This window comes from Bordetella petrii (assembly GCF_020991325.1).
Classification (GTDB): domain Bacteria; phylum Pseudomonadota; class Gammaproteobacteria; order Burkholderiales; family Burkholderiaceae_B; genus Bordetella_A; species Bordetella_A petrii_E.
In genome coordinates this window covers 1-18,393 of record NZ_JAJMLX010000071.1, presented here as the reverse complement: position 1 = coordinate 18,393, position 18,393 = coordinate 1, and the positions used below count along the sequence as shown (strand labels likewise).

The window sequence follows — 18,393 nt, the reverse complement described above, 5'->3', positions numbered from 1 at the left end:
CGCAGGCTGGCCGGCCTGTAAGCGCCGCGCGGCCAGGCGGCCGCCGGTGTTATGGTGAAAGCTCCGGCGCGCCGCGCGCTTGCGGTGCGCGCAAACCGAAGGAGCATCCCATGACCTATGACCTGTGGTACTGGGACGGCATTCCCGGCCGCGGCGAATTCGTGCGCCTGGCGCTGGAGGCCGCGCGCATCCCTTACCGCGAACGCGCGCGCGAGCCGGGCGCCACCGAGCAGGCCCTGGTGGACGATATGCAATCGCCGCGCAAATCGCCGCCGTTTGCGCCGCCCTACCTGGTGGCCGGCCAGCTGACCCTGGCCCAGACCGCCAATATCCTGCTGTACCTGGGCGACAAGCACGGCCTGGCCCCCGAAAGCGCAGCGGGGCGCTACTGGACCAACCAGATGCAGCTGACCATCGCCGACATGGTCGCCGAGGCGCACGACACGCATCACCCGGTGGCCGCCAGCGATTACTACGAGGACCAGCGCGACGAGGCCCAGCGACGCGCTGCCAATTTCCGCGCCGAGCGCATCCCCAAGTTCCTGGCTTATTTCGAACGCGTGCTGCAAGAACGCGGCCATTGGCTGGCCGGAGGGCGGCGCTGGTCTTATGCCGACCTGTCGCTGTTCCACCTGGTGGATGGCCTGCTGTATGCGTTCCCGCGGCGCATGGGCAGCGTGTCGGCCCGCTATCCCAAGGTGATGGCGCTGCATGCCAAGGTGGCGGAACTGCCGGCCCTGCAGCCGTACTTTGCCAGCGGCCGGCGCCTGCCGTTCGGCGACGGCATCTTCCGCTACTACCCCGAGCTGGACGGCGACTAGCCGTTCCGGTGCCGTACTGGCGCCGGCCCTATTGCGCTGCCTCAAGCCGACGTGGCGAGTTTTCACGGCTGCCGCCGGGTACCTGGCTTCTGGTGGGGCCAAGCGCCGAAGCCTGGATATCCGTGGAAATCATTGGCACAGCGTCCACAGCATCGTGACGCCTGCCTGGGCCTGATTGAGAATTTTATGAATTGTGGGGAAATCTATGAATTGTGGAGAAATTTCCACATATTTTGCGAAGAGGGGATATTGCTTATTGAGACCTTCGCATAATTACGATTTAATCCACAAACAATTGATACATTAAATATCCTTTCGCATCAATTTTGTTACATCGGCCATCAAAAGGGGACGTGTCATGGCATGGCTAGGTCTGGACAAAGCACTAGGCGTTCGCCGCAGGCTGCGCAATGCCGAACTACAGGGGCAGGTGGCCGCCATTTACCGGGCGCAGGCGGTAGCCGAGTTCGACATGCAGGGGTACATACTGGCCGCCAACCAGAATTTCCTGAACACCATGGGTTACCGTTGGGACGAAATCCAGGGTTGCCACCATGCCATGTTCCTGGACATCGCAGAGCGCGAATCGGAGCACTACGAGGCATTCTGGCGCAAGCTGGGCTCCGGCCAGCACGACGCCGGCCGCTATCGCCGCGTGGCGAAGGACGGGCGCGAAATCTGGCTGCAGGCCACTTACAACCCTGTGCTGGACAAGCGCGGCCGGCCGTTGAAGGTGGTAAAGGTTGCCACCGACATCACCGGCCAGGAAATGCGCAGTGCCGACATGGCCGGCCAGCTCGAGGCCATATCCAAAGTGCAGGCCATTATCGAGTTCGAACTTGATGGCACCATCATTCGGGCCAATGACCTGTTCCTGGATGCCATGGGCTACCGCGCCGACGAAATCGTGGGCCGCCACCATCGCATGTTCGTGCAGCCCGAAGAACGTTCCAGCGCCGCGTACGCAAGCTTCTGGACCAAGCTGGCCAGCGGCGCGCACGATGCAGGCCAGTATCTGCGGTTGGGCAAGGACGGCCGCCAGGTCTGGATCGAGGCCAGCTACAACCCCATCCTGGATGCCGATGGCCGGCCATTCAAGGTAGTGAAATACGCCACCGACATCACGCGCCGCTTCACTGCCGCGCAAATGCTGCGCGTGGCGGTGCAGGGCATGACGGAAAATGCCGAACGCGCCCGCCAGGCCAATGAACTGGCCCGCGAGGCTTCGCGCGTGGCCGAGCAGGGGGGCAAGACCGTGCAAGACGTGGTGCGCACCATGGACGGCATCACCACCAGCTCGCGGCGCATTTCGGAGATCATCGGCGTGATGGACGGCATTGCCTTCCAGACCAACATCCTGGCGCTCAATGCCGCTGTGGAGGCGGCCCGCGCGGGCGCGCACGGCAAGGGCTTCGCCGTGGTGGCGGCCGAAGTGCGCAGCCTGGCGCAGAACAGCGCGTCGGCCGCTAAAGAAATCAAAGACCTCATCACCGCTTCGGTGGCGCAGATCCGTTCCGGTGCCGAACTGGCGCAGTCGGCCGGCGCCACCATGGGCGATATCGTGGCATCGTCACGGCGGGTAACCGACATCATGGGCGAGGTGGTGGATGTGTCGCTGACGCAATCCAGCACCCTGGCCGACGTGACCGAGGACATTACCCAGGCCGCCACCCGCGCGCATCGCGCGGTACCGGTGGCGGTCTCGGCGGCGCCGCCACTGGCGTTGGCGCGCCGGGCAGCGTAGCGGTGCGCCGCGTTATTGCAGCTTGATGCCGCGCTCTTGCACCAGCTTCCGGCCTTGCTCGGTTTCCTTGGCCAGATAGGTTTTCAATTCGTCCGGCGTGCTGCCGATGGGTTCGGCGCCGATCGCGTCCAAAGTGGCCTTTACTTTCGGGTCGGCCAGGGCCTGGCGCATGGAGGCATTGAGCTTGGCCACAATTTCCGGCGGCGTGCCGGCCGGCGCAAACGCGGCGAACCAGGGTGTCAATTCATAGCCGGGCAAGCCGGCTTCGGCCACGGTGGGCAGGTTGGGCAGGGCCTTGGAGCGCTTGGCGGTGGTTACCGCCAACGCGGTCAGCTTTCCCGAATCGATGTGCGGCTTGGCCGAGGTAATGCTGTCGAACATGTAGTCCACCTGCCCGCCCAGCAGATCCGATACCGCCGGGCCGCTGCCCTTGTAGGGTACATGCAGCATGTCGATATCCGCCATCGAGACGAACAGCTCGCCCGCCAGGTGGATAGACGTGCCCACGCCGGCCGAGGCAAATGTGTAGGCGCCAGGCTTTTCCTTGGCCTTGGCGATCACGTCGGCCACGCTGGTGGCGCCGGTACGCTGCGGGTTGGTGACCAGCACGTTGGGCACTACCGCCAGCAGCGAGATCGGCGCGAAATCGCCCTGGGGATCGTAGTTCAGGCTGGGGTACAGCGCGGGATTGACGGCCATGCCATTGGCCACGATCAGAATGGTATAGCCGTCGGGTTTGGCGCGCGCCACCGCGGCCGCGCCGATATTGCCGCCCGCGCCGGCGCGGTTCTCGATCACGAACGAGGTATCCAGCTGCCGGCCCATGGCTTCGCCCAGCGTGCGGGCGATGTTGTCCATGGCGCCGCCGGGCGGGAAGGGTACCACCCAGTTGATCGGGCGCTCGGGATACTCGGCCTGCGCGGCCGGGGCGCCGCCCACCAGGGCGGCCGCCGCGCATAGCGCAGCCAGCGGTTTCAGAATGGATTTGTGCATTGTTGTGTCTCCTGTGTAGATCTGCGAAAAATTTGCTCGAGGATGCTTTCCTCTTGTCTGGTGCCGGGACCGTTCAAAAATTCACACCTTGCGCCGGTAGAACGCCAGCTTGTCCTCATCCAGCGCCAGCCCCAGCCCCGGCCCGTCCGGCAGTTCCAGGGCAAAGTCGCGATAGCGCGGTGGCACGACGACAATGTCGTCCTTCAGCAGCAGCGGGCCGAACAGCTCAGTGCCCCAGCCCAGGCGCGGCAGGGCCGCGAAGCCGTGCGCCGAGGCCATCGACCCGATCGAGCCTTCCAGCATCGTGCCGCCGTACAGCGCCATGCCCGCCGCGTCGCCCACCGCCGCGGTGCGGCCCATTTCAAGCAGTCCGCCGGACTTGGCGATTTTCAGCGCCAAGACATCGGCCGCGCCCAGGCGCGCGATATCCAGCGCGTCTTCGGGGGTGCAGACTGCCTCGTCGGCCATGATGGGCACCACGAAACGGGCCGCCAGGCGGGCCAGCCCGGGCAGGTTGGTGCGCGGAATGGGCTGTTCGATCAAGTCCACCCCGGCGGCTTCCAGTTGGGCGATGGCGCCCGCCGCATCGGCTTCGCTCCAGGCCTGGTTCACGTCGACGGTCACACGGGCCCGGTCGCCCAGTGCCTGTTTGATGCGGGACACGTGCGCCACGTCGGCGGCGATTTCACGGCGGCCGATCTTCAATTTGAAAGTGTTATGCCTGCGGGCGTGCAACAGCGACTCGGCTTCCTCGATGTCGCGCGCGGTATCGCCACTGGCCAGCGTCCACAGTACTGGCAACTGCGCGCGCACCGCGCCGCCCAGTAGCGTGGCGAGCGGCACGTTCAGCCGCTTGCCTTGCGCGTCCAGCATGGCGGTTTCCAGCGCCGACTTCGCAAACCGGTTGCCGCGCGCCACTTTATCCAGGCGGGCCAGGGCGGCGCGAACGTTGGCGGCGTCCTGGCCGATCAGGGCGGGCGCCAGATAGGTGTCGATGGCCAGCTTGATGCCTTCCGGGCTTTCCTCGCCATAGGCCAGCCCGCCTATGGTGGTGGCTTCGCCCAGGCCTTCGACGCCGTCGCTGCAGCGCAGGCGCACAATCACCAGCGTCTGGTTCTGCATGACGGTCATGGCCAACTGGTGCGCGCGGATGGTGGGCAGGTCCACCAACACGGCTTCGACGCTTTCGATGCGAACTTTATCCATACCTGAATTAAAGGTTTGTGTAGTGAATTCCAGTATGCCGCTCGATTTTTTAGCCGTCCAAGACTATATTGGTTCCTTTCAATACCTTTAAGGTATTAATAGGGTATGGAACTCAGGCATTTGCGATATTTCCAGGCCGTCGCCCGCGAAGGCAGTTTCACGCGCGCGGCGGCGCAGCTGCATATTGCCCAGCCTCCGCTCAGCCGCCAGATCCGCCAGCTGGAAGAAGAACTGGGTGTACTCCTGCTGGAACGCAATTCGCGCAGCCTGAAACTCACCGAGGCTGGCCGGTTCTTGCTGGAACAGTCGCTGCAGCTGACCTCGCGGCTGGACGAAATCGTGCAGGGCACGCGGCGCCTGGGCCGCACCGAGCGCGGCTGGTTCGGCATCGGATTCGTGCCGTCCACGCTCTACGGATTCGTGCCCGAACTGATCCGCCGCTTGCGCGAAGCCGACGGCCGTGTGGAAGTGGGCTTGGCCGAAATGACCACGTTGCCCCAGATCGAGGCCCTGAAAGCGGGCCGTATCGACATGGGCATAGGGCGCATCCTGTTCGACGACCCGGCCATCGAACGCTGCATGCTGATGGCCGAGCCGCTGGTCGCCGCCGTGCCCTTGCAGCATCCCCTGGCGCGCAAGCGGCGGGTGGGCATCGCGCAACTGGCCGCGCAACCCTTCGTGCTGTATCCGGCGCGGCCGCGCCCGAACTACGCGGACCATGTGCTGGGCTTGTTCCGCGCCGCCGGCTATGCGCCGCGCGTGGTGCAGGAAGCGAACGAACTGCAGACGGCCATCGGGCTGGTGGCCGCCGGACTGGGCGTGACGGTGGTTCCGGAATCGGTGCAGCGCCTGCACCGGGCCGAGGTCGCCCATCTGTCTATCGACTCGGCGGCCTTCGTGTCGCCGGTCATCCTCAGTTACCGCAAGGACGACAGCTCGCGGTTCCTGGCCAACGCGGTGCGGCTGGCCAAGGAGCTGGCCGGCGGCGGCCGCGCGGTCCGCGGCGCCTGAACCGCATGCCCGCGGGCTACATCACCCGGGTTTCGTGGTGCACCTGCGGCGCCTGGGCAAAATGCGGCCCCACCAGCTTGCGCCATTCCTGGAAATCATCCGATTCCCGGAAATCCACCATGTGGTTCTCTACCGTTTCCCAGTCCACCACCAGTGTGTACTGCAAGGGGTTCTCGACCGAGCGGTGCAATGCCACGCCGTGGCAGCCGCGGGCGCGCAGGAACAACGGCTTGGCTTGGGCCACGCCCGCTTCAAAATCGGTCTCGTGGCCGGCGGTGACGAGAATACTGGCAATTTCCTGAATCATCGGGGTTCCTTGGGTGGTTGCATAGAAACAATGGCAAGTATTATTCAACGACAATCTCACGATTTCGCGTAAGGAGCCGTCATGCATTATCTACTGTTCTATGACCTGGTCCCCGATTATCTCGACCGCCGCGGCGAATTCCGTGACGCGCATCTGGCGCTGGCGCGCGCCGCGGTAGAACGCGGCGAACTGGTGCTGGCCGGCGCCCTGGCCGACCCAGCCGACCAGGCCGTGCTGCTGTTCCAGGCCGACAGCCCGGCCGCGGCCGAGGCGTTCGCCCAGGCCGACCCCTATGTGCAGGCCGGCCTGGTATCGCAGTGGCGCGTGCGCCGCTGGACCACGGTCGTAGGAGGCCAGGCGGCCCACCCCGTGCCTGCCTGACGCCGCGGGCACGGCCCAGGGTGGGGCGGCGCTGGCTCGCGCACAGGCGTATGATGCGGGCTTGCCCCGACCCCCCGCCATCTGATACATGCCGCTGTCCCACCTGCTATTGGCTTTGTCCGTAGTCTTCATCTGGGGCACGAATTTCGTCGTCATCAAGTGGGGCCTGGCCGAGCTCCCGGCATTCCTGTTCGCTACGCTGCGTTTCGCGCTGTCGGCGTTGCCCTGGATCTTCATCTTCCGCCGCCCCGCGGTGCCTTGGCACGCCATGGCGCGTGTGGGCCTGTTGCTGGGAGTAGGGCAGTTCGGGCTGCTGTACTGGGCCATGCGCCAGGATATTTCGCCAGGGCTGGCGTCGCTGGTGGTGCAGTCGCAGGTGTTCTTCACCATCCTGATGTCCATGGCCTTCAACGGCGAGCGCGCGCGGCCGCTGCAGGTGGCGGCCTTGTTGCTGGCCACCGCGGGCTATGTGGTCGTGGGCTGGCACAGCGCTACCGATCCTGGCGCGGCGGTCACCCTGATGGGGCTGGGCCTGGTGCTGGCCGCGGGTTTTTCCTGGGCCTGCACGAACATGATCATGCGCGGTGCCGGGCGCGTGAACATGGTGGCCTTCACGGCCTGGAGCAGCCTGTACGCCATCATTCCGCTGTTCCTGATCAGCCTGGCCGTGGACGGCCCGAACCTCGTGGCCCACGCCCTGGCGCATGCCAGCGGCTGGGCCTGGCTGGCAGCGCTGTGGCAGGCGGTGGGCAACACGGTATTCGCTTTCGGGGCTTGGGGCTGGCTGTTGGCGCGCCATCCCGCCGTCACCGTGACGCCCATGGCCTTGCTGGTACCCGTATTCGGCATCCTGGCCTCGGTGTTGCTGCTGGATGAGCCCTTGCCAGCCTGGAAAATCATCGCCGCCGGCCTGGTGCTGGCCGGCCTGTCCTTGAACGTCTATGCGGGTCGCGCGGGAGGAAGGCGGTAGCGGTATGCGGTGCGCGGCAGCGCGCTTGCGGCAGTTGTCGTAGTGGTATGACGTGGGTTGATCATTTGTTGTTCATGGGCTGCGTGGCATTGGCCACCTACGCCCAGACCATGACCGGGTTTGCTTTTGGGCTGGTGCTGCTGGGCCTGACCGGCCTGTTTGCATTGGCGCCCCTGCCCGACGTGTCCAATGTGGTCAGCATGCTGACCCTGGTCAATGCGCTGGTGGCATTGGGCCGCGCGCACTCGCACCTGAGCTGGTCCTTGATACGCCCGCCCCTGATCGGCAGCCTGGCCGGCGTGGTGCTGGGCGTGCTTGCGCTTGAATGGATCAGCGGCAGTGCCGCCCTGTTGTTGCGCTGGCTGCTGGGGCTCACCATCCTGGCCTGCGCCATTCTGCTGGTGACACGCACGCGGCCGCTGGCCCGGGTGTCCTCGCGCCTGTCGTTCATCCTGTTCGGCGGGATCTCGGGGGTGCTGGGCGGGCTGTTCTCCAGCGCCGGGCCGCCCATGGTGTACCACTTGTATCGGCAGCCCTTGCCCCTGCCCCTGGTGCGCAACACCCTGCTGGTGCTGTTCTCGGCCAATGCCGTCGTGCGCCTGACGCTGGTGGCCGGGCATGGCAGCCTGAATGCCTCGTCGCTATGGCTCAGCCTCGAGGCCTTCCCCATTGTGGTGGGGCTGACCTGGCTGGTGCGCCGCTACGTATCGGCCCATTCCGTGCAAACCGTCAAGAAGCTGGTGTTCGTGCTGTTGCTGCTGGCCGGCCTGGGGCTGCTGATTCCGGCCACGCGGGCCTTGCTGGCGTAATCGCCCCAGGCTTCCTGCACAAGAGTTCAGCCGCCGCGCAGTTTCGCCAGTTCCTGCTCCGCCACGTCCACGCGCACCGTGCCCAGCCGCACCAGCTCCTGGGCCACGCGATCGATTTCTTCGCCCACGGCGCCGGCCATCATGGCGATGTTCTGCGCGTGCAGTGACATGTGCCCTTTCTGGATGCCGGTGGTCGCCAGCGCCTTCAGCGCCGAGAAGTTCTGCGCCAGGCCCACCGCGGCAATCAGGCGCGCCAGGCGGTCTGCCGTGGCCACGCCCAGTATGCCCAGGCAGGCCCGCGCCGTGGGGTGCAGCTTGGTCGCGCCACCCACCAGCCCCACGGCCATGGGCATTTCCAGGGTACCGGCCAGGTGCCCCTCGGCGGTAACTTCCCAGTCGGTCAGGCTGGAATACCAGCCTTTGCGGGCCGCGTACGCATGGGCGCCGGCTTCCACGGCGCGCGTGTCGTTGCCGGTGGCCAGCACCACTGCCGACACGCCGTTCATGATGCCTTTGTTGTGGGTGGCCGCGCGGTACGGATCCGCCGCGGCGAACTGATAGGCGCTGATGATGCCGTCGCGCACGGCGGGGCCGCCGATGGCCTCGCAAGTCCATGTCGCGCGCGCGCGCGCCAGGCGGCGATCGGCCAGATTCGACAGAATGCGCAGGTACACCCGGCCGCCCGTCCATGTCTCGATGTGGGGCGCGAGCTTCTCGGCCATGCTGTTGACGGCATTGGCCCCCATGGCGTCGCGCGTGTCCACGATCAGGTGCGTCACCACCATGGGCCCGCCCGCCGAATTCACGATGCGCACTTCCACGTCCTGCAGGCCGCCGCCCAGCTTTACCAGCAGGGGGTCGCACTCATCGCACAGCGCCTTGATCCCGGCCTTGTGCTCCAGAATGCGCATGCGGCTGTGCATGGCGTCCGGCACGCCCACCAGTTGAATCTGCGCGATCATCAACGATCCCGACATCGAGGTCGTGAAACCGCCTTGGTCATAGCATTGCCGGGCCGCGTTGCACACCGCCGCCACCACCGACGATTCTTCGGTGGCCATCGGCACCAGCACGTCCGTGCCGTCCACCTTCATATTGGTGGCAACGCCGATGGGCACATTCAGCGTGGCGATCACGTTCTCGATCAGGTGGTCGGCCAGGTGCGGATCCAGATTGCCCATATTGGACAAATGGCGCGTCGTCTCGTCATCCAGGTTGGCGAACTGCGCCACGCGCGCCAGGCGGGTGGCGATATCGTCTTTGTGAAAGCCGGAAATGCGGGAACTCTTGGCGTTGGTATTCACGGTGGTGTCCAGAAAATAGATCGGGTGGGTATCAGTGCGTCATCAGGCGCGGCAGCCAGGTCACCAGGCCGGGGAAGGCGGCGCAAATGACCAGCGCAACCATCTGCAGCAGCATGAAGGGCGTCACGCCGCGGTATACGGTTCCCATGCCCAGGTGGGGCGGCAGGGGGCCCTTGATGTAGAACAGGGTGTAGCCGAAGGGCGGGCTGATATAGCCGGTCTGGATGGTGATGGCGTACAGCACGCCAAACCAGATCTCGTCGAAGCCCAGCAGGCGCACAATGGGCAGGAACACAGGCACGGTCAGCAAGATAATGCCGATCTCGTCCAGCGCGGTGCCCAGGAAAATCAGGATCAACATCATGGCCGCCAGCACCGCGTACGGGGGCACGTCCAGGTGCTGGATGAACTCCATCAGGGTGTTGGCGCCGCCCAGCCCGGTAAAAATCGCCACGTAGGCCTTGGCGCCGATGGTGATCCACAGAATCATCGCCGTGGCCTTCAGGGTTTCCACGGCGGCCTCGCCCATTCCGCGCATCGTCAGGCGGCGGCGCAGCGCGCTGGCCAGCACGGCGCCCAGCACGCCCACGGCGGCGGCCTCGGTCGGCGTGGCGATGCCGAAAAAGATCGAACCCAGGATCATCACGATCAGCAGCATCGGCAGCACCACGGCGCGCAGGCTGCGCAGCTTGGCCGCCATGGGTACCCGCTCGCCGGATACCGGGGGCACCTGGCCGGGGCGGAAGTACGCCACGAAAAGGATATAGCCGATATACAGGGTCGCCAGGATCAGGCCGGGCATGATGCCGGCGATCAGCATCTTGCCGATCGACACCTGCGCCGTTACCGCGTACACGATGGTCAGCACCGAGGGCGGTATCAGGATGCCCAGCGTGCCCGACGCGCATATGGTGCCGGTGACCAGTTTGGGGTCGTAGCCGCGGCGCAGCATCTCGGGCATGGCCAGCAGCGCCATGGCCGTTACCGCGGCGCCCACCACGCCGGTCATGGCCGCCATCAGCACGCAGATGACCACGGTGCCGATGGCCAGGCCGCCGCGCAGCCGCCCGAACCACAGCTCCATGGCGCGGTACAAATCCTCGATGACCCCCGAGCGCTGCAGAATGCCCGCCATCAGTATGTACAGCGGAATGCCCAGCAAGGCTTCGGAACGCATGGTGTCGAAAACCTGCAGCACCATCAGCACCACGGCATCGGCGTTCCACAACGTCACCGTCAGCAGCAGCGACAGTCCGCCCAGCACGAAGGCAATCGGCAGGCCCGTCAGCATCAGCACGGTCAGGCCGCCGAACATGATCAGCAGAATGGTGTTGGGGCTCATGCGCAAGCCTCCATCGCACCGGGGTCGCGCAGCAGCAGGCGCAGGAATTCCGCCAGGCTTTGCGCGCCAAGCAACATTACGGCGATGGGCACGGTGAACTTCACCGGCCATACTGGCGGGTTCCAGGCCGAGAACGAGGTCTCCAGGAACGCGAACGATTGCAGCGCCAGCGGCAGCGAATACACCACCAGAATGGCGCAGAACGCCATGATCATCAGGTGATTGAACAAGTCCAGCTGGCGTATGCGGTGCGGCGGCAGGCGGCGGCGCACCAGGTCCAGGTTCACGTGGCCGCGCAAATGCAGCAGATACGGCCCCCCCAGCAGGAAGTAGGGGCCGAACAGCATGGTGGCCAGCTCCATCCCCCACACCGTGGGCGCGCCGAACACATAGCGCGACACCACCTCGTACAGCATCACGGGAACAATAATGAACATCAGGCCGGTCACCGCTATGAACAGGGCGCGGTTGATGCCGGTCACCAGCGTGACATACCAGCGTATGGCTCGGGGCATGGAACTCTCAAGGCAACAAAAATGACAAGCGGCGCGAGCCGGGCGGCGCGCGGGGCTGGCGCCCGCCGCCCGGCAGCCCATTCAGCTGAGCAGCCCCAGCCGTTTCAGGAAGGCCACCTGGCTGTCCAGGATCTTCACCGCGTTGGCATTGCCGCCCGCCGCTTTCTTCCAGGTCTCGACCACTTCCACGCGCGCCTGCGCCAGCTCTTTGGGATCCAGCGAGGTCACGGTGACGCCTTTTTCCTTGAACGCTTCCAGCGCCTTGCCGTCGGCCACCAGGATGTGCTGGCGCAGTGCCGCCGAGGTTTCGCGGGCGGCGGCGGCCAGCGCTGCCTTGTAGGGGGCCGGCAGGCGCTCGTAAGCCGCGCGGTTGGCCACGTAGCTGGTCGCCGTGGTGGGCTGGTGCGGGCCGGGCATCACGATGTACTTGGCCACCTCGGCCAGGCCGGCTTCCAGGTTGGCGGTCAGGTCGCCGCGGTCGGCCAGGTCGATCACGCCCTTGTCCAGCGCGGAATACACCTCGCTGGTGGGCAGGGGGGTAACGGCCACGCCCAGCGCGCCCATTACCGTGGAGGCCAGCCCCACGAAGCGGCCTTTCTTGCCCTTCAAGTCGGCGATGCTGTTGATAGGCACTTTCGAATGAATGGGTTCGGGTCCGTACACGGTGGGGGCGATATAGAACAGCCCCGCCGGCGCGTAGGCTTCGCGCGCCAGCTCCAGCCCGCCCAGTTCGTAGAACCAGGCCTCGTACTGGTCGGCTTCCGGAAACCCGAAGGGCACGGTGCTGGTGAAGGCCAGGCCCGGAATCTTGCCCGCTTCATAGCCGTCGAAGGTCTTCATCATCTGGAACGCGCCGCCGCGCACGGCGTCGAACGCCTGGTTGGCGGGCACCAGCTGGCCGGCCGAAAACAGCTCGATCTTGAACTTGCCGTCGGTCAGCTCGGCCACTCGCTTCACGAAGCGCTCTTCAAACTTCTGCGGGGTGGTGCCGCCGTCCCACAGGGCCTGCATGCGCCAGTTGACGGCTTCCTGTGCCTGCGCGGGCAAAGCGGCGGAAAGGCCCGCCGCGCCCAGGGCTCCCAGGCCCAGCGTCTTGATGGCCGAACGGCGATCAATGGTCTTCATATCTCCTCCTGATGCGTTCTATGTTCTGACGCCGCCCCGGGCAACGGCGGTCACCGTGCTGGTCGGCATATGCCCCGGGGCGCTGCGAAAAGGGGCTTGCCCATCGGCGGGCAGATGGGATAATCGACGCTAAATCGGGACAATACAAGGTACAGTTAGTGGTTAGATCCAAAAACTGTCCCAGATACAAAACAGGCACAATTCATTCCGCCCAGGAGACTCCATGAGCCGTGTCGGCGCCATCGTCGAACAGATCGCAGCGCAGGTATCAAGCGGCGGGCTCAAGCCCGGCCAGCGCCTGCCGTCGGTGCGCGCCGGCGCGGTCGAGCACGGCGTTTCCAAGAACACCATGGCCGATGCCTATGATCGGCTGGTAGCCATGGGGCTGCTGCAGGCCCGGCCCGGCTCGGGGTACTACGTGGCGGCCAATCAGCCCCTGTCGTCCGCGCAGCGCTCGAGGCATGTCGCGCAAGCCATCGACACAGTGTCCCTGTTGCGCGAGCAACTGGTGCAGCACTACGAGGTGCGTGTCGGCGACGGCCGGCCGCCGCAATCGTGGATGGAACGCTTTGACCTCGGCCGCCCCGGCGGCAACGCCAAGGCACTGCGCGATACCGATATCGGTCATGGCTATGGCAATCCGTGGGGCTACAAGCCGCTGCGCGAACGCATTGCGCTGGCCCTGGCCGAGCGGGGCATCCAGGTCGGGGTGGAGCAGGTGCTGCTCACCCACGGCGCCAACCATGCGCTGGATCTGGTGGCGCGCCAACTGCTGGAACCGGGCGACGTGGCCCTGGTCGACAGCCCGGGCTACTACCCGCTGTTCGGCAAACTGCGGTTTTCCAACGTGAAGCTGGTGGGCGTGCGGCGCCGTGCCGACGGGCCGGATCTCGACGACCTGGCCGAAAAAGCCGCCACCTTCAAGCCGAAGGTGTTCTTCACACAGTCGCTGGCGCACAACCCCACGGGGGGCTCCCTGACGCTGCCCGTGGGGCACCGCGTGCTCAAGGCCGCGGCGCAATACGGGTTCTATATTGTCGAAGACGACCCCTTCGCCGACATCCTTCCGGCGGCCAGCCCGCGGCTCGCCACGCTCGACCAGCTCGAACGCGTCATCTATGTGGGCACTTTTTCGAAAACGCTGTCGGCCAGTTTGCGGGTGGGCTACATGGTGGCCAATCCGGCGCTGGCCAACGCGCTGTGCGACCTGAAAATGCTCACGCTGGTCAGTACCTCCGATTACGTCGAAAGGGTAGTGTTCAACCTGATCGCCAGCGGGCAGTACCTGAAGCACCAGCGCCGGCTGAAAGCGCACGTGGAACGCGCTACGCGCGACGCCGTGGCGGCCTTGAAGCGCGTGGGCCTGGCGCTGCCGCACGCGCCGGGCGGCGGTTTTTATCTGTGGGCCCGCCTCAAGCCCGGGCAGGATGAACTGGCGTTGGCCAGCCAGGCATCGGATGCCAGCATTTTCCTGGCGCCCGGCGCCATCTTCATGCCCGACCGAGGCCAGCTGACGTCGGCGCTGCGCGTCAATATCGCCTATGCCACCGACCCGCGGTTCCTGGACTTCATGAAGCGCCACCTGGCGCGCTAGGGCCGGCAGGCGCGGACGCGTCCGTGTCCCGCGCATCCGCGTCGAGCCTCCCGCCGCGTGCGGAGGGGCGCGCCAGCACCATGGTCGGCGAACTTGCCAATGGAAGGCCGGCCGCCGTCATGCGCTGCAGAATGTCATACAGCAGCGCGCTGCGCACTCCGTAGGCATTGCGGGGCGTGCTGACAAAGCCGCGCCCGTTGAACATCAAATGGCCGTTCTCGACACCTTCCAGGAACACGTCGGGCTCCGGATTGTCCAGAATGCCTTCATGCGCGGCAAAGGCTTCCAGCATCAGTTCACGCACGCGCTGCGCGTCGGCATCCAGCGGCATGGGCAATTTCACCTGCACCACCCCCAGCGGGTTGGAATGCGTGACGTTGCGCACGGTCTTGGTCACGAACTCCGAGTTCGGCACGATCACGGTCGACCGGTCGGCCATCTGGATCTCGGTGGCGCGCACATTGATGCGCTGGATATCTCCTTCGACCCCGCCCAGCGACACCCAGTCGCCCACTTTCACGGGCCGTTCGGCCAGCAGGATCAGGCCGGACACGAAATTCTGCACCACCGCCTGCAGGCCGAAGCCGATACCCACCGACAATGCGCTGGCGATCCATGCCACGCGCTCCAGGCCTATGCCCAGCGCCGACAGGGCCAGCGCCACCGCCACCACGAAGCCGGCGTAGCCGAACAGGGTGGCGGCAGACATCTGCATGCCCGGGTCCAGTTCGGTGGTGGGCAGATAGCGGCTGGACAGCCAGCGCTTCAGCAGGCGCACGCCCACCAGGCACAGGGCCAGCACCAGCAAGGCCTGCATCACCGCGCCCGGGCGCACGTGTACTTCGCCTATCTGCAGGCCGCTGTGCAACTGGTTCAAGCGGTGCAGCAGGTCGTTCGGCCCTTCGCCGAACGGGGCCAGCAGCAGGGTGGCGGCAAACAGCACCACGGCCACGCGCGCAATGCCGGACAGCAGCACGGCGGCCTGTCCGCGCAGGCGGTTGCGCACATCGTCTTCGTCCTGGGCCGACGGGGCCAGCAGGGTGCTGAATCCGTCTTCGATCAATACCGACAGCAGGTAGGCCGAGCACAGGATCGCCAGCGTCCACAGCACCTGCTTGACGATGAAGCTACCGAACGCGGCATAGCCGGCCATCAGGCTGATGGCGCTGGTGGCCAGCACGATCCAGGTGGCGGTTACCAGCACTGATGCCCAGTAGGGCCGCGGCGGCACGTGGCCTTCGTCGTCCGCGGCGCGCCGCCGCAGGCGCGTCCAGCGCCGCAGGCCCCAGGCCAGCACAATGGCCTGCACCAGTGCGGCCAGCGATGTCGCCGTGATGGTGGCGGTCAGGCTGGCGTTGAGCAGCACGGGCAGTTGGTCGCTCAGCCAGATGACGACCACCAATATCCCCAGCACGAAGGGCAGGTGGCGCAATCCCTGGGCCACCTTGTCGTGAATGGCGGGAAGGCGCCAGGTGGACCGGTCGGGCGACAGCAGCGCATACCCCAGGCCGGCCACATAGCCGCCAAAGCAGACTACCGCCACCAGATTCTCCAGCAGGTCGCCGGTATCGTCCGACAGCGTCGCGCGCCAGGTCAGGCCAATGTGCAGCAACTCTGCGATCAGGCCGGGCGTGGCCACGGCTAGCGCCACTACGCTCACCGCCAGGAACGATCGCCGCAAGCGGCCGGGCGGCACGCGCGTGGCCGTCAGGCGCACCAGCACCCGGCTGCAACCGGCCCGCAGCAGCAGCACCCCGGCGATGGCCAATGCCAGGGCCAGCCAGATGCCGCTGGGCGTGGCGGCCGCGGCCTCGCTCAGTTCGTCGGCCAGGGAATCCAGGCGGCGCAGGTCGCGCGGCAGGTCGCCGCGCAGTTCAGACCAGAACGGTGTGCCCAGAAATGAATCGCGGCGTTCGCCCAGGCGCGCCTGGAATTGTGTGCGCCGCAGCGTGGATATCTGTTCGGCGGTTTGCGAGGCCTCTACCGACAGCAAGCGGGCCAGCTTGGTCTGGGAATCCAGCGCCCGCACGTCTTTCTGCACCTGCGCCCGCTGGGCGGCGACGTCGGGGGCTTCGCGCCCGCCCGCCGGAGGCTCGCCCAGTTCGGTCAGCCGCGCCGAGGCGCTGGCCAATTGGGGCGCCAGGGCCTCGGCCAGGGTTTCGGCGCGTGACTGGATGTCCAGCACATCGGCGCGCCAGCGCACCAGCTGCGCGTCTTCGCCGCCGTCTTCCACCCGTTCCCGGATCTCGTCGATCTGCTTGCGCGCCTCGGAAAGCTCGGTTTCCGCCTGCGCCGCATCCGGCGGGCGTTCTGGCTGTGCGGGGGCCGCGGCTGCCACCGCGGCCAATGCCAGCCACAGGCACAGCATCAGCCCTGACAGCAGGCGGGGCCAGAAAACGCAACGCGTGCGTTGGAGCTGCATCATGATAGGAACACCTCGCGCTCCTCTTTCGGTCGGCGCAGCATAGCAAGCCTGCCTCAATGGGGATGCAACAAAACTGTGCGCACCGCCCGCCGAGACATACGCAATTACCTGCTCAACGTTTGGATTCAGTTTCGTCGCCCGGCGGGGCCGTATCGCATGCAGTCAGCACCTCGCGCGAGCGTTCCAGCTCGTCGCGTATCCACTGGCGCAGCGCCAGCAGCGGCGGCCAGTCGCGCAGGCCCGGCGGATACACCAGATGATAAGTATCGGCGGGCTCCAGATCCACACTCAGGGGCGACACCTTCACCAGCCGGCCCGCGCACAAGGCATCCGCGGCCAGCAATTCGCGCGCCAGCGCCAGGCCCAGGTCCTGCTCCACGGCCTGCAGCATCAGCCCGGCGTCGTTGAACGTGGCCACCGGAGTCACATCGGTGGTCAGTCCCGCGGCGGCGAACCATTGCCGCCACATTTCCTTATCGCCCACCAGCGGCTGGCGCGCCAGTGTCTCGGGGCGGTTATCGGCCAATTGCCGGGCGGTGGCCGGCGATGCCAGCACGATCATGGGCATGGGCATGTCGAACAAGGGGTCCGACACCACGCCAGGCCACGGCCCGCGGCCCGATCGCAGGGCCGCATGCAGGCCCTCGCGCTGCAAGTCGGCCACCTGCTGCGAAGTTTCGATCTCCAAGGCCAGGTCAGGGTGCCGCTGGCGCCAGCGTGTCATGCGCGGCAGCAGCCAGCGCTGCGCGAAAGAGGGAAGCACCGATACTTTCAGGCGCTGGTTGGCCCCCCGCGCCAGCGACGCGGCGCACTGCACCCCGTCGTCCAATTGCGCCAGCGCACACTGCACACTGCGCAGCAGCGCCTGGCCGGCCGGGTTCAACACAATGCTGCGGCCACGCCGGTCGAACACTTCAAAGCCCAGCTGTTCTTCCAGGCCCCGTATCTGCTGGCTGACGGCGCTGTGCGTCAGGTGCAGGCGGTCGGCGGCGGCGCGCAGGTTCTGCAGTTCGGCAACGGCGCGAAAAGCCGGCAGGGTGTTCAAAGGCAGGCGGATCATGTTGGTAAGCATAGCCGACCAATATGGGTAGAACAATGCGCTTTTCATGCGCTCTCTGTGCTCTTAGCCTTACCAGTGTGGATTTCAACAACCTGGGAGGCTCATCATGGAATCGCAATTGATGCCAACGGCGTCCGCGGCCGGCCCGTCGTGGTCGGCAGCGGGGGCTTTATCTTCTTCTAATAGGCTGCCGAAGACGGCAGCGCCTGGCGGCGGGCTGGGCCAGGCCTGGGCTGCCTGGTGGCAGGGCATGCGTACGCGCCGCGCCAGCAGGCAGGCCGTCATGGCGGTCAGCCACCTGGATGCCCATGTATTGCGCGACATTGGCGCGCCCGAATGGCTGCTGCGCGAAAGCGAAGCCACACGCCAGCTGGAGCATCACCGCCGGGCCCATTGGCTCTGGACGTAGCCGAAGCGTAGTAACGCATCCATATGACAGCCCCAAGAACGGGTGCCGAAAATAGTGTATAGTCTCGCTCCTTCGCTGCTTGAACGGCAATTTGGTTCAGGTAGCGGTGCCGGGGTTTTAGTTGCACCGGCCGGCGCAAGGCCCCTGGGTTTTGTTGCACAGGCTGCAAATAGTGTGCTAGAATTTCGGGCTTGGCAGTTATCGAAAGTTAAGGGTTAACCCTGATATTCGATAGCAAGGCCAGGCAGGCGGGACGGTGGGGCCGGGCGGTGAGATCAGCAAGATGCTGATTTGACAGCTCCGAAAAAAGGCTTCATAATCTCGTTTCTCTGCTGCAGACACAGCGATGTGACGGCGGTGGTGGCAAGTGGCGGTAC

At 65.9% G+C, this 18,393-nt stretch carries 17 protein-coding genes; 8 read left to right on the top strand and 9 right to left on the bottom strand.

Annotated elements, in window-relative coordinates; genetic code table 11:
* The first annotated feature begins 110 nt into the window (after positions 1-110).
* Together LPZ50_RS09660 and LPZ50_RS25405 are read left to right on the top strand one after the other, a co-directional pair.
* On the top strand, positions 111-821 hold the full coding sequence (locus tag LPZ50_RS09660) for a glutathione S-transferase (protein ID WP_230660585.1): 711 nt from the start codon (positions 111-113) through the stop codon (positions 819-821).
* Positions 822-1,179: 358 nt separating this feature from the next.
* Positions 1,180-2,565 (top strand): PAS domain-containing methyl-accepting chemotaxis protein, encoded by a 1,386-nt coding sequence (locus LPZ50_RS25405; RefSeq protein WP_230660582.1) that lies wholly within the window; start codon positions 1,180-1,182, stop codon positions 2,563-2,565.
* A gap of 12 nt (positions 2,566-2,577) precedes the next feature.
* On the opposite strand, the gene LPZ50_RS09650 is transcribed toward LPZ50_RS25405, so the two are convergent.
* Together LPZ50_RS09650 and LPZ50_RS09645 are read right to left on the bottom strand one after the other, a co-directional pair.
* Entirely contained in the window at positions 2,578-3,558 is a 981-nt protein-coding gene (locus LPZ50_RS09650; protein ID WP_230660579.1) for a tripartite tricarboxylate transporter substrate binding protein, read from the bottom strand.
* A gap of 81 nt (positions 3,559-3,639) precedes the next feature.
* Positions 3,640-4,764, bottom strand: a complete 1,125-nt coding sequence (locus LPZ50_RS09645) for a muconate/chloromuconate family cycloisomerase (protein ID WP_230660576.1) — start codon at positions 4,762-4,764, stop codon at positions 3,640-3,642.
* A gap of 105 nt (positions 4,765-4,869) precedes the next feature.
* On the opposite strand from LPZ50_RS09645, the gene LPZ50_RS09640 reads away from it, so the two are divergent.
* Positions 4,870-5,775: a LysR substrate-binding domain-containing protein gene (locus LPZ50_RS09640; protein WP_230660573.1), complete on the top strand. Its 906-nt coding sequence runs from the start codon at positions 4,870-4,872 to the stop codon at positions 5,773-5,775.
* 16 nt (positions 5,776-5,791) lie between these two features.
* On the opposite strand, the gene LPZ50_RS09635 is transcribed toward LPZ50_RS09640, so the two are convergent.
* Positions 5,792-6,082, bottom strand: a complete 291-nt coding sequence (locus LPZ50_RS09635) for an antibiotic biosynthesis monooxygenase family protein (protein ID WP_230660570.1) — start codon at positions 6,080-6,082, stop codon at positions 5,792-5,794.
* Positions 6,083-6,163: 81 nt separating this feature from the next.
* Between LPZ50_RS09635 and LPZ50_RS09630 the strand changes: the two genes are divergently transcribed.
* The 3 genes from LPZ50_RS09630 to LPZ50_RS09620 all read left to right on the top strand — a co-directional run bounded on the left by LPZ50_RS09630 (position 6,164) and on the right by LPZ50_RS09620 (position 8,242).
* Positions 6,164-6,463 carry a YciI-like protein gene (locus LPZ50_RS09630; protein ID WP_230660567.1) on the top strand — a complete coding sequence of 100 codons (300 nt, stop codon included), beginning with the start codon at positions 6,164-6,166 and terminating at the stop codon, positions 6,461-6,463.
* 88 nt (positions 6,464-6,551) lie between these two features.
* Positions 6,552-7,433 (top strand): EamA family transporter, encoded by an 882-nt coding sequence (locus tag LPZ50_RS09625; protein ID WP_230660564.1) that lies wholly within the window; start codon positions 6,552-6,554, stop codon positions 7,431-7,433.
* Between the two features lie 47 nt (positions 7,434-7,480).
* Positions 7,481-8,242 carry a TSUP family transporter gene (locus LPZ50_RS09620; RefSeq protein ID WP_230660560.1) on the top strand — a complete coding sequence of 254 codons (762 nt, stop codon included), beginning with the start codon at positions 7,481-7,483 and terminating at the stop codon, positions 8,240-8,242.
* 26 nt (positions 8,243-8,268) lie between these two features.
* Here LPZ50_RS09620 and LPZ50_RS09615 read toward each other — a convergent pair whose 3' ends face one another.
* From LPZ50_RS09615 to dctP, 4 genes are all read right to left on the bottom strand, one after another.
* Complete coding sequence (locus LPZ50_RS09615; RefSeq protein WP_230660557.1) at positions 8,269-9,546, bottom strand: hydroxymethylglutaryl-CoA reductase, degradative; 1,278 nt, start codon at positions 9,544-9,546, stop codon at positions 8,269-8,271.
* 31 nt (positions 9,547-9,577) lie between these two features.
* A complete protein-coding gene (locus tag LPZ50_RS09610; protein WP_230660554.1) occupies positions 9,578-10,888 on the bottom strand; it encodes a TRAP transporter large permease in 1,311 nt (436 codons plus the stop codon).
* Positions 10,885-11,403, bottom strand: coding sequence for a TRAP transporter small permease subunit (locus LPZ50_RS09605; RefSeq protein ID WP_230660551.1), 519 nt, complete (start codon positions 11,401-11,403; stop codon positions 10,885-10,887). Before LPZ50_RS09605 ends, LPZ50_RS09610 begins: the two co-directional genes overlap by 4 nt.
* Before the next feature lie 81 nt (positions 11,404-11,484).
* Positions 11,485-12,528: a TRAP transporter substrate-binding protein DctP gene (gene dctP, locus LPZ50_RS09600; RefSeq protein WP_230660549.1), complete on the bottom strand. Its 1,044-nt coding sequence runs from the start codon at positions 12,526-12,528 to the stop codon at positions 11,485-11,487.
* A gap of 223 nt (positions 12,529-12,751) precedes the next feature.
* Between dctP and LPZ50_RS09595 the strand changes: the two genes are divergently transcribed.
* Positions 12,752-14,122, top strand: a complete 1,371-nt coding sequence (locus LPZ50_RS09595; protein ID WP_230660546.1) for a PLP-dependent aminotransferase family protein — start codon at positions 12,752-12,754, stop codon at positions 14,120-14,122.
* On the opposite strand, the gene LPZ50_RS09590 is transcribed toward LPZ50_RS09595, so the two are convergent.
* Both LPZ50_RS09590 and LPZ50_RS09585 read right to left on the bottom strand, forming a co-directional pair.
* The gene (locus LPZ50_RS09590; protein ID WP_230660543.1) at positions 14,097-16,547 is read right to left on the bottom strand and encodes a DUF3772 domain-containing protein; all 2,451 of its coding nucleotides are present in this window, start codon (positions 16,545-16,547) and stop codon (positions 14,097-14,099) included. The genes LPZ50_RS09595 and LPZ50_RS09590 overlap by 26 nt on opposite strands.
* Positions 16,548-16,659: 112 nt before the next feature.
* Entirely contained in the window at positions 16,660-17,619 is a 960-nt protein-coding gene (locus LPZ50_RS09585; protein ID WP_230660588.1) for a LysR substrate-binding domain-containing protein, read from the bottom strand.
* 238 nt (positions 17,620-17,857) lie between these two features.
* Between LPZ50_RS09585 and LPZ50_RS09580 the strand changes: the two genes are divergently transcribed.
* The gene (locus LPZ50_RS09580; RefSeq protein ID WP_230660539.1) at positions 17,858-18,016 is read left to right on the top strand and encodes an isoleucyl-tRNA synthetase; all 159 of its coding nucleotides are present in this window, start codon (positions 17,858-17,860) and stop codon (positions 18,014-18,016) included.
* The last annotated feature ends 377 nt before the right edge of the window (positions 18,017-18,393 follow it).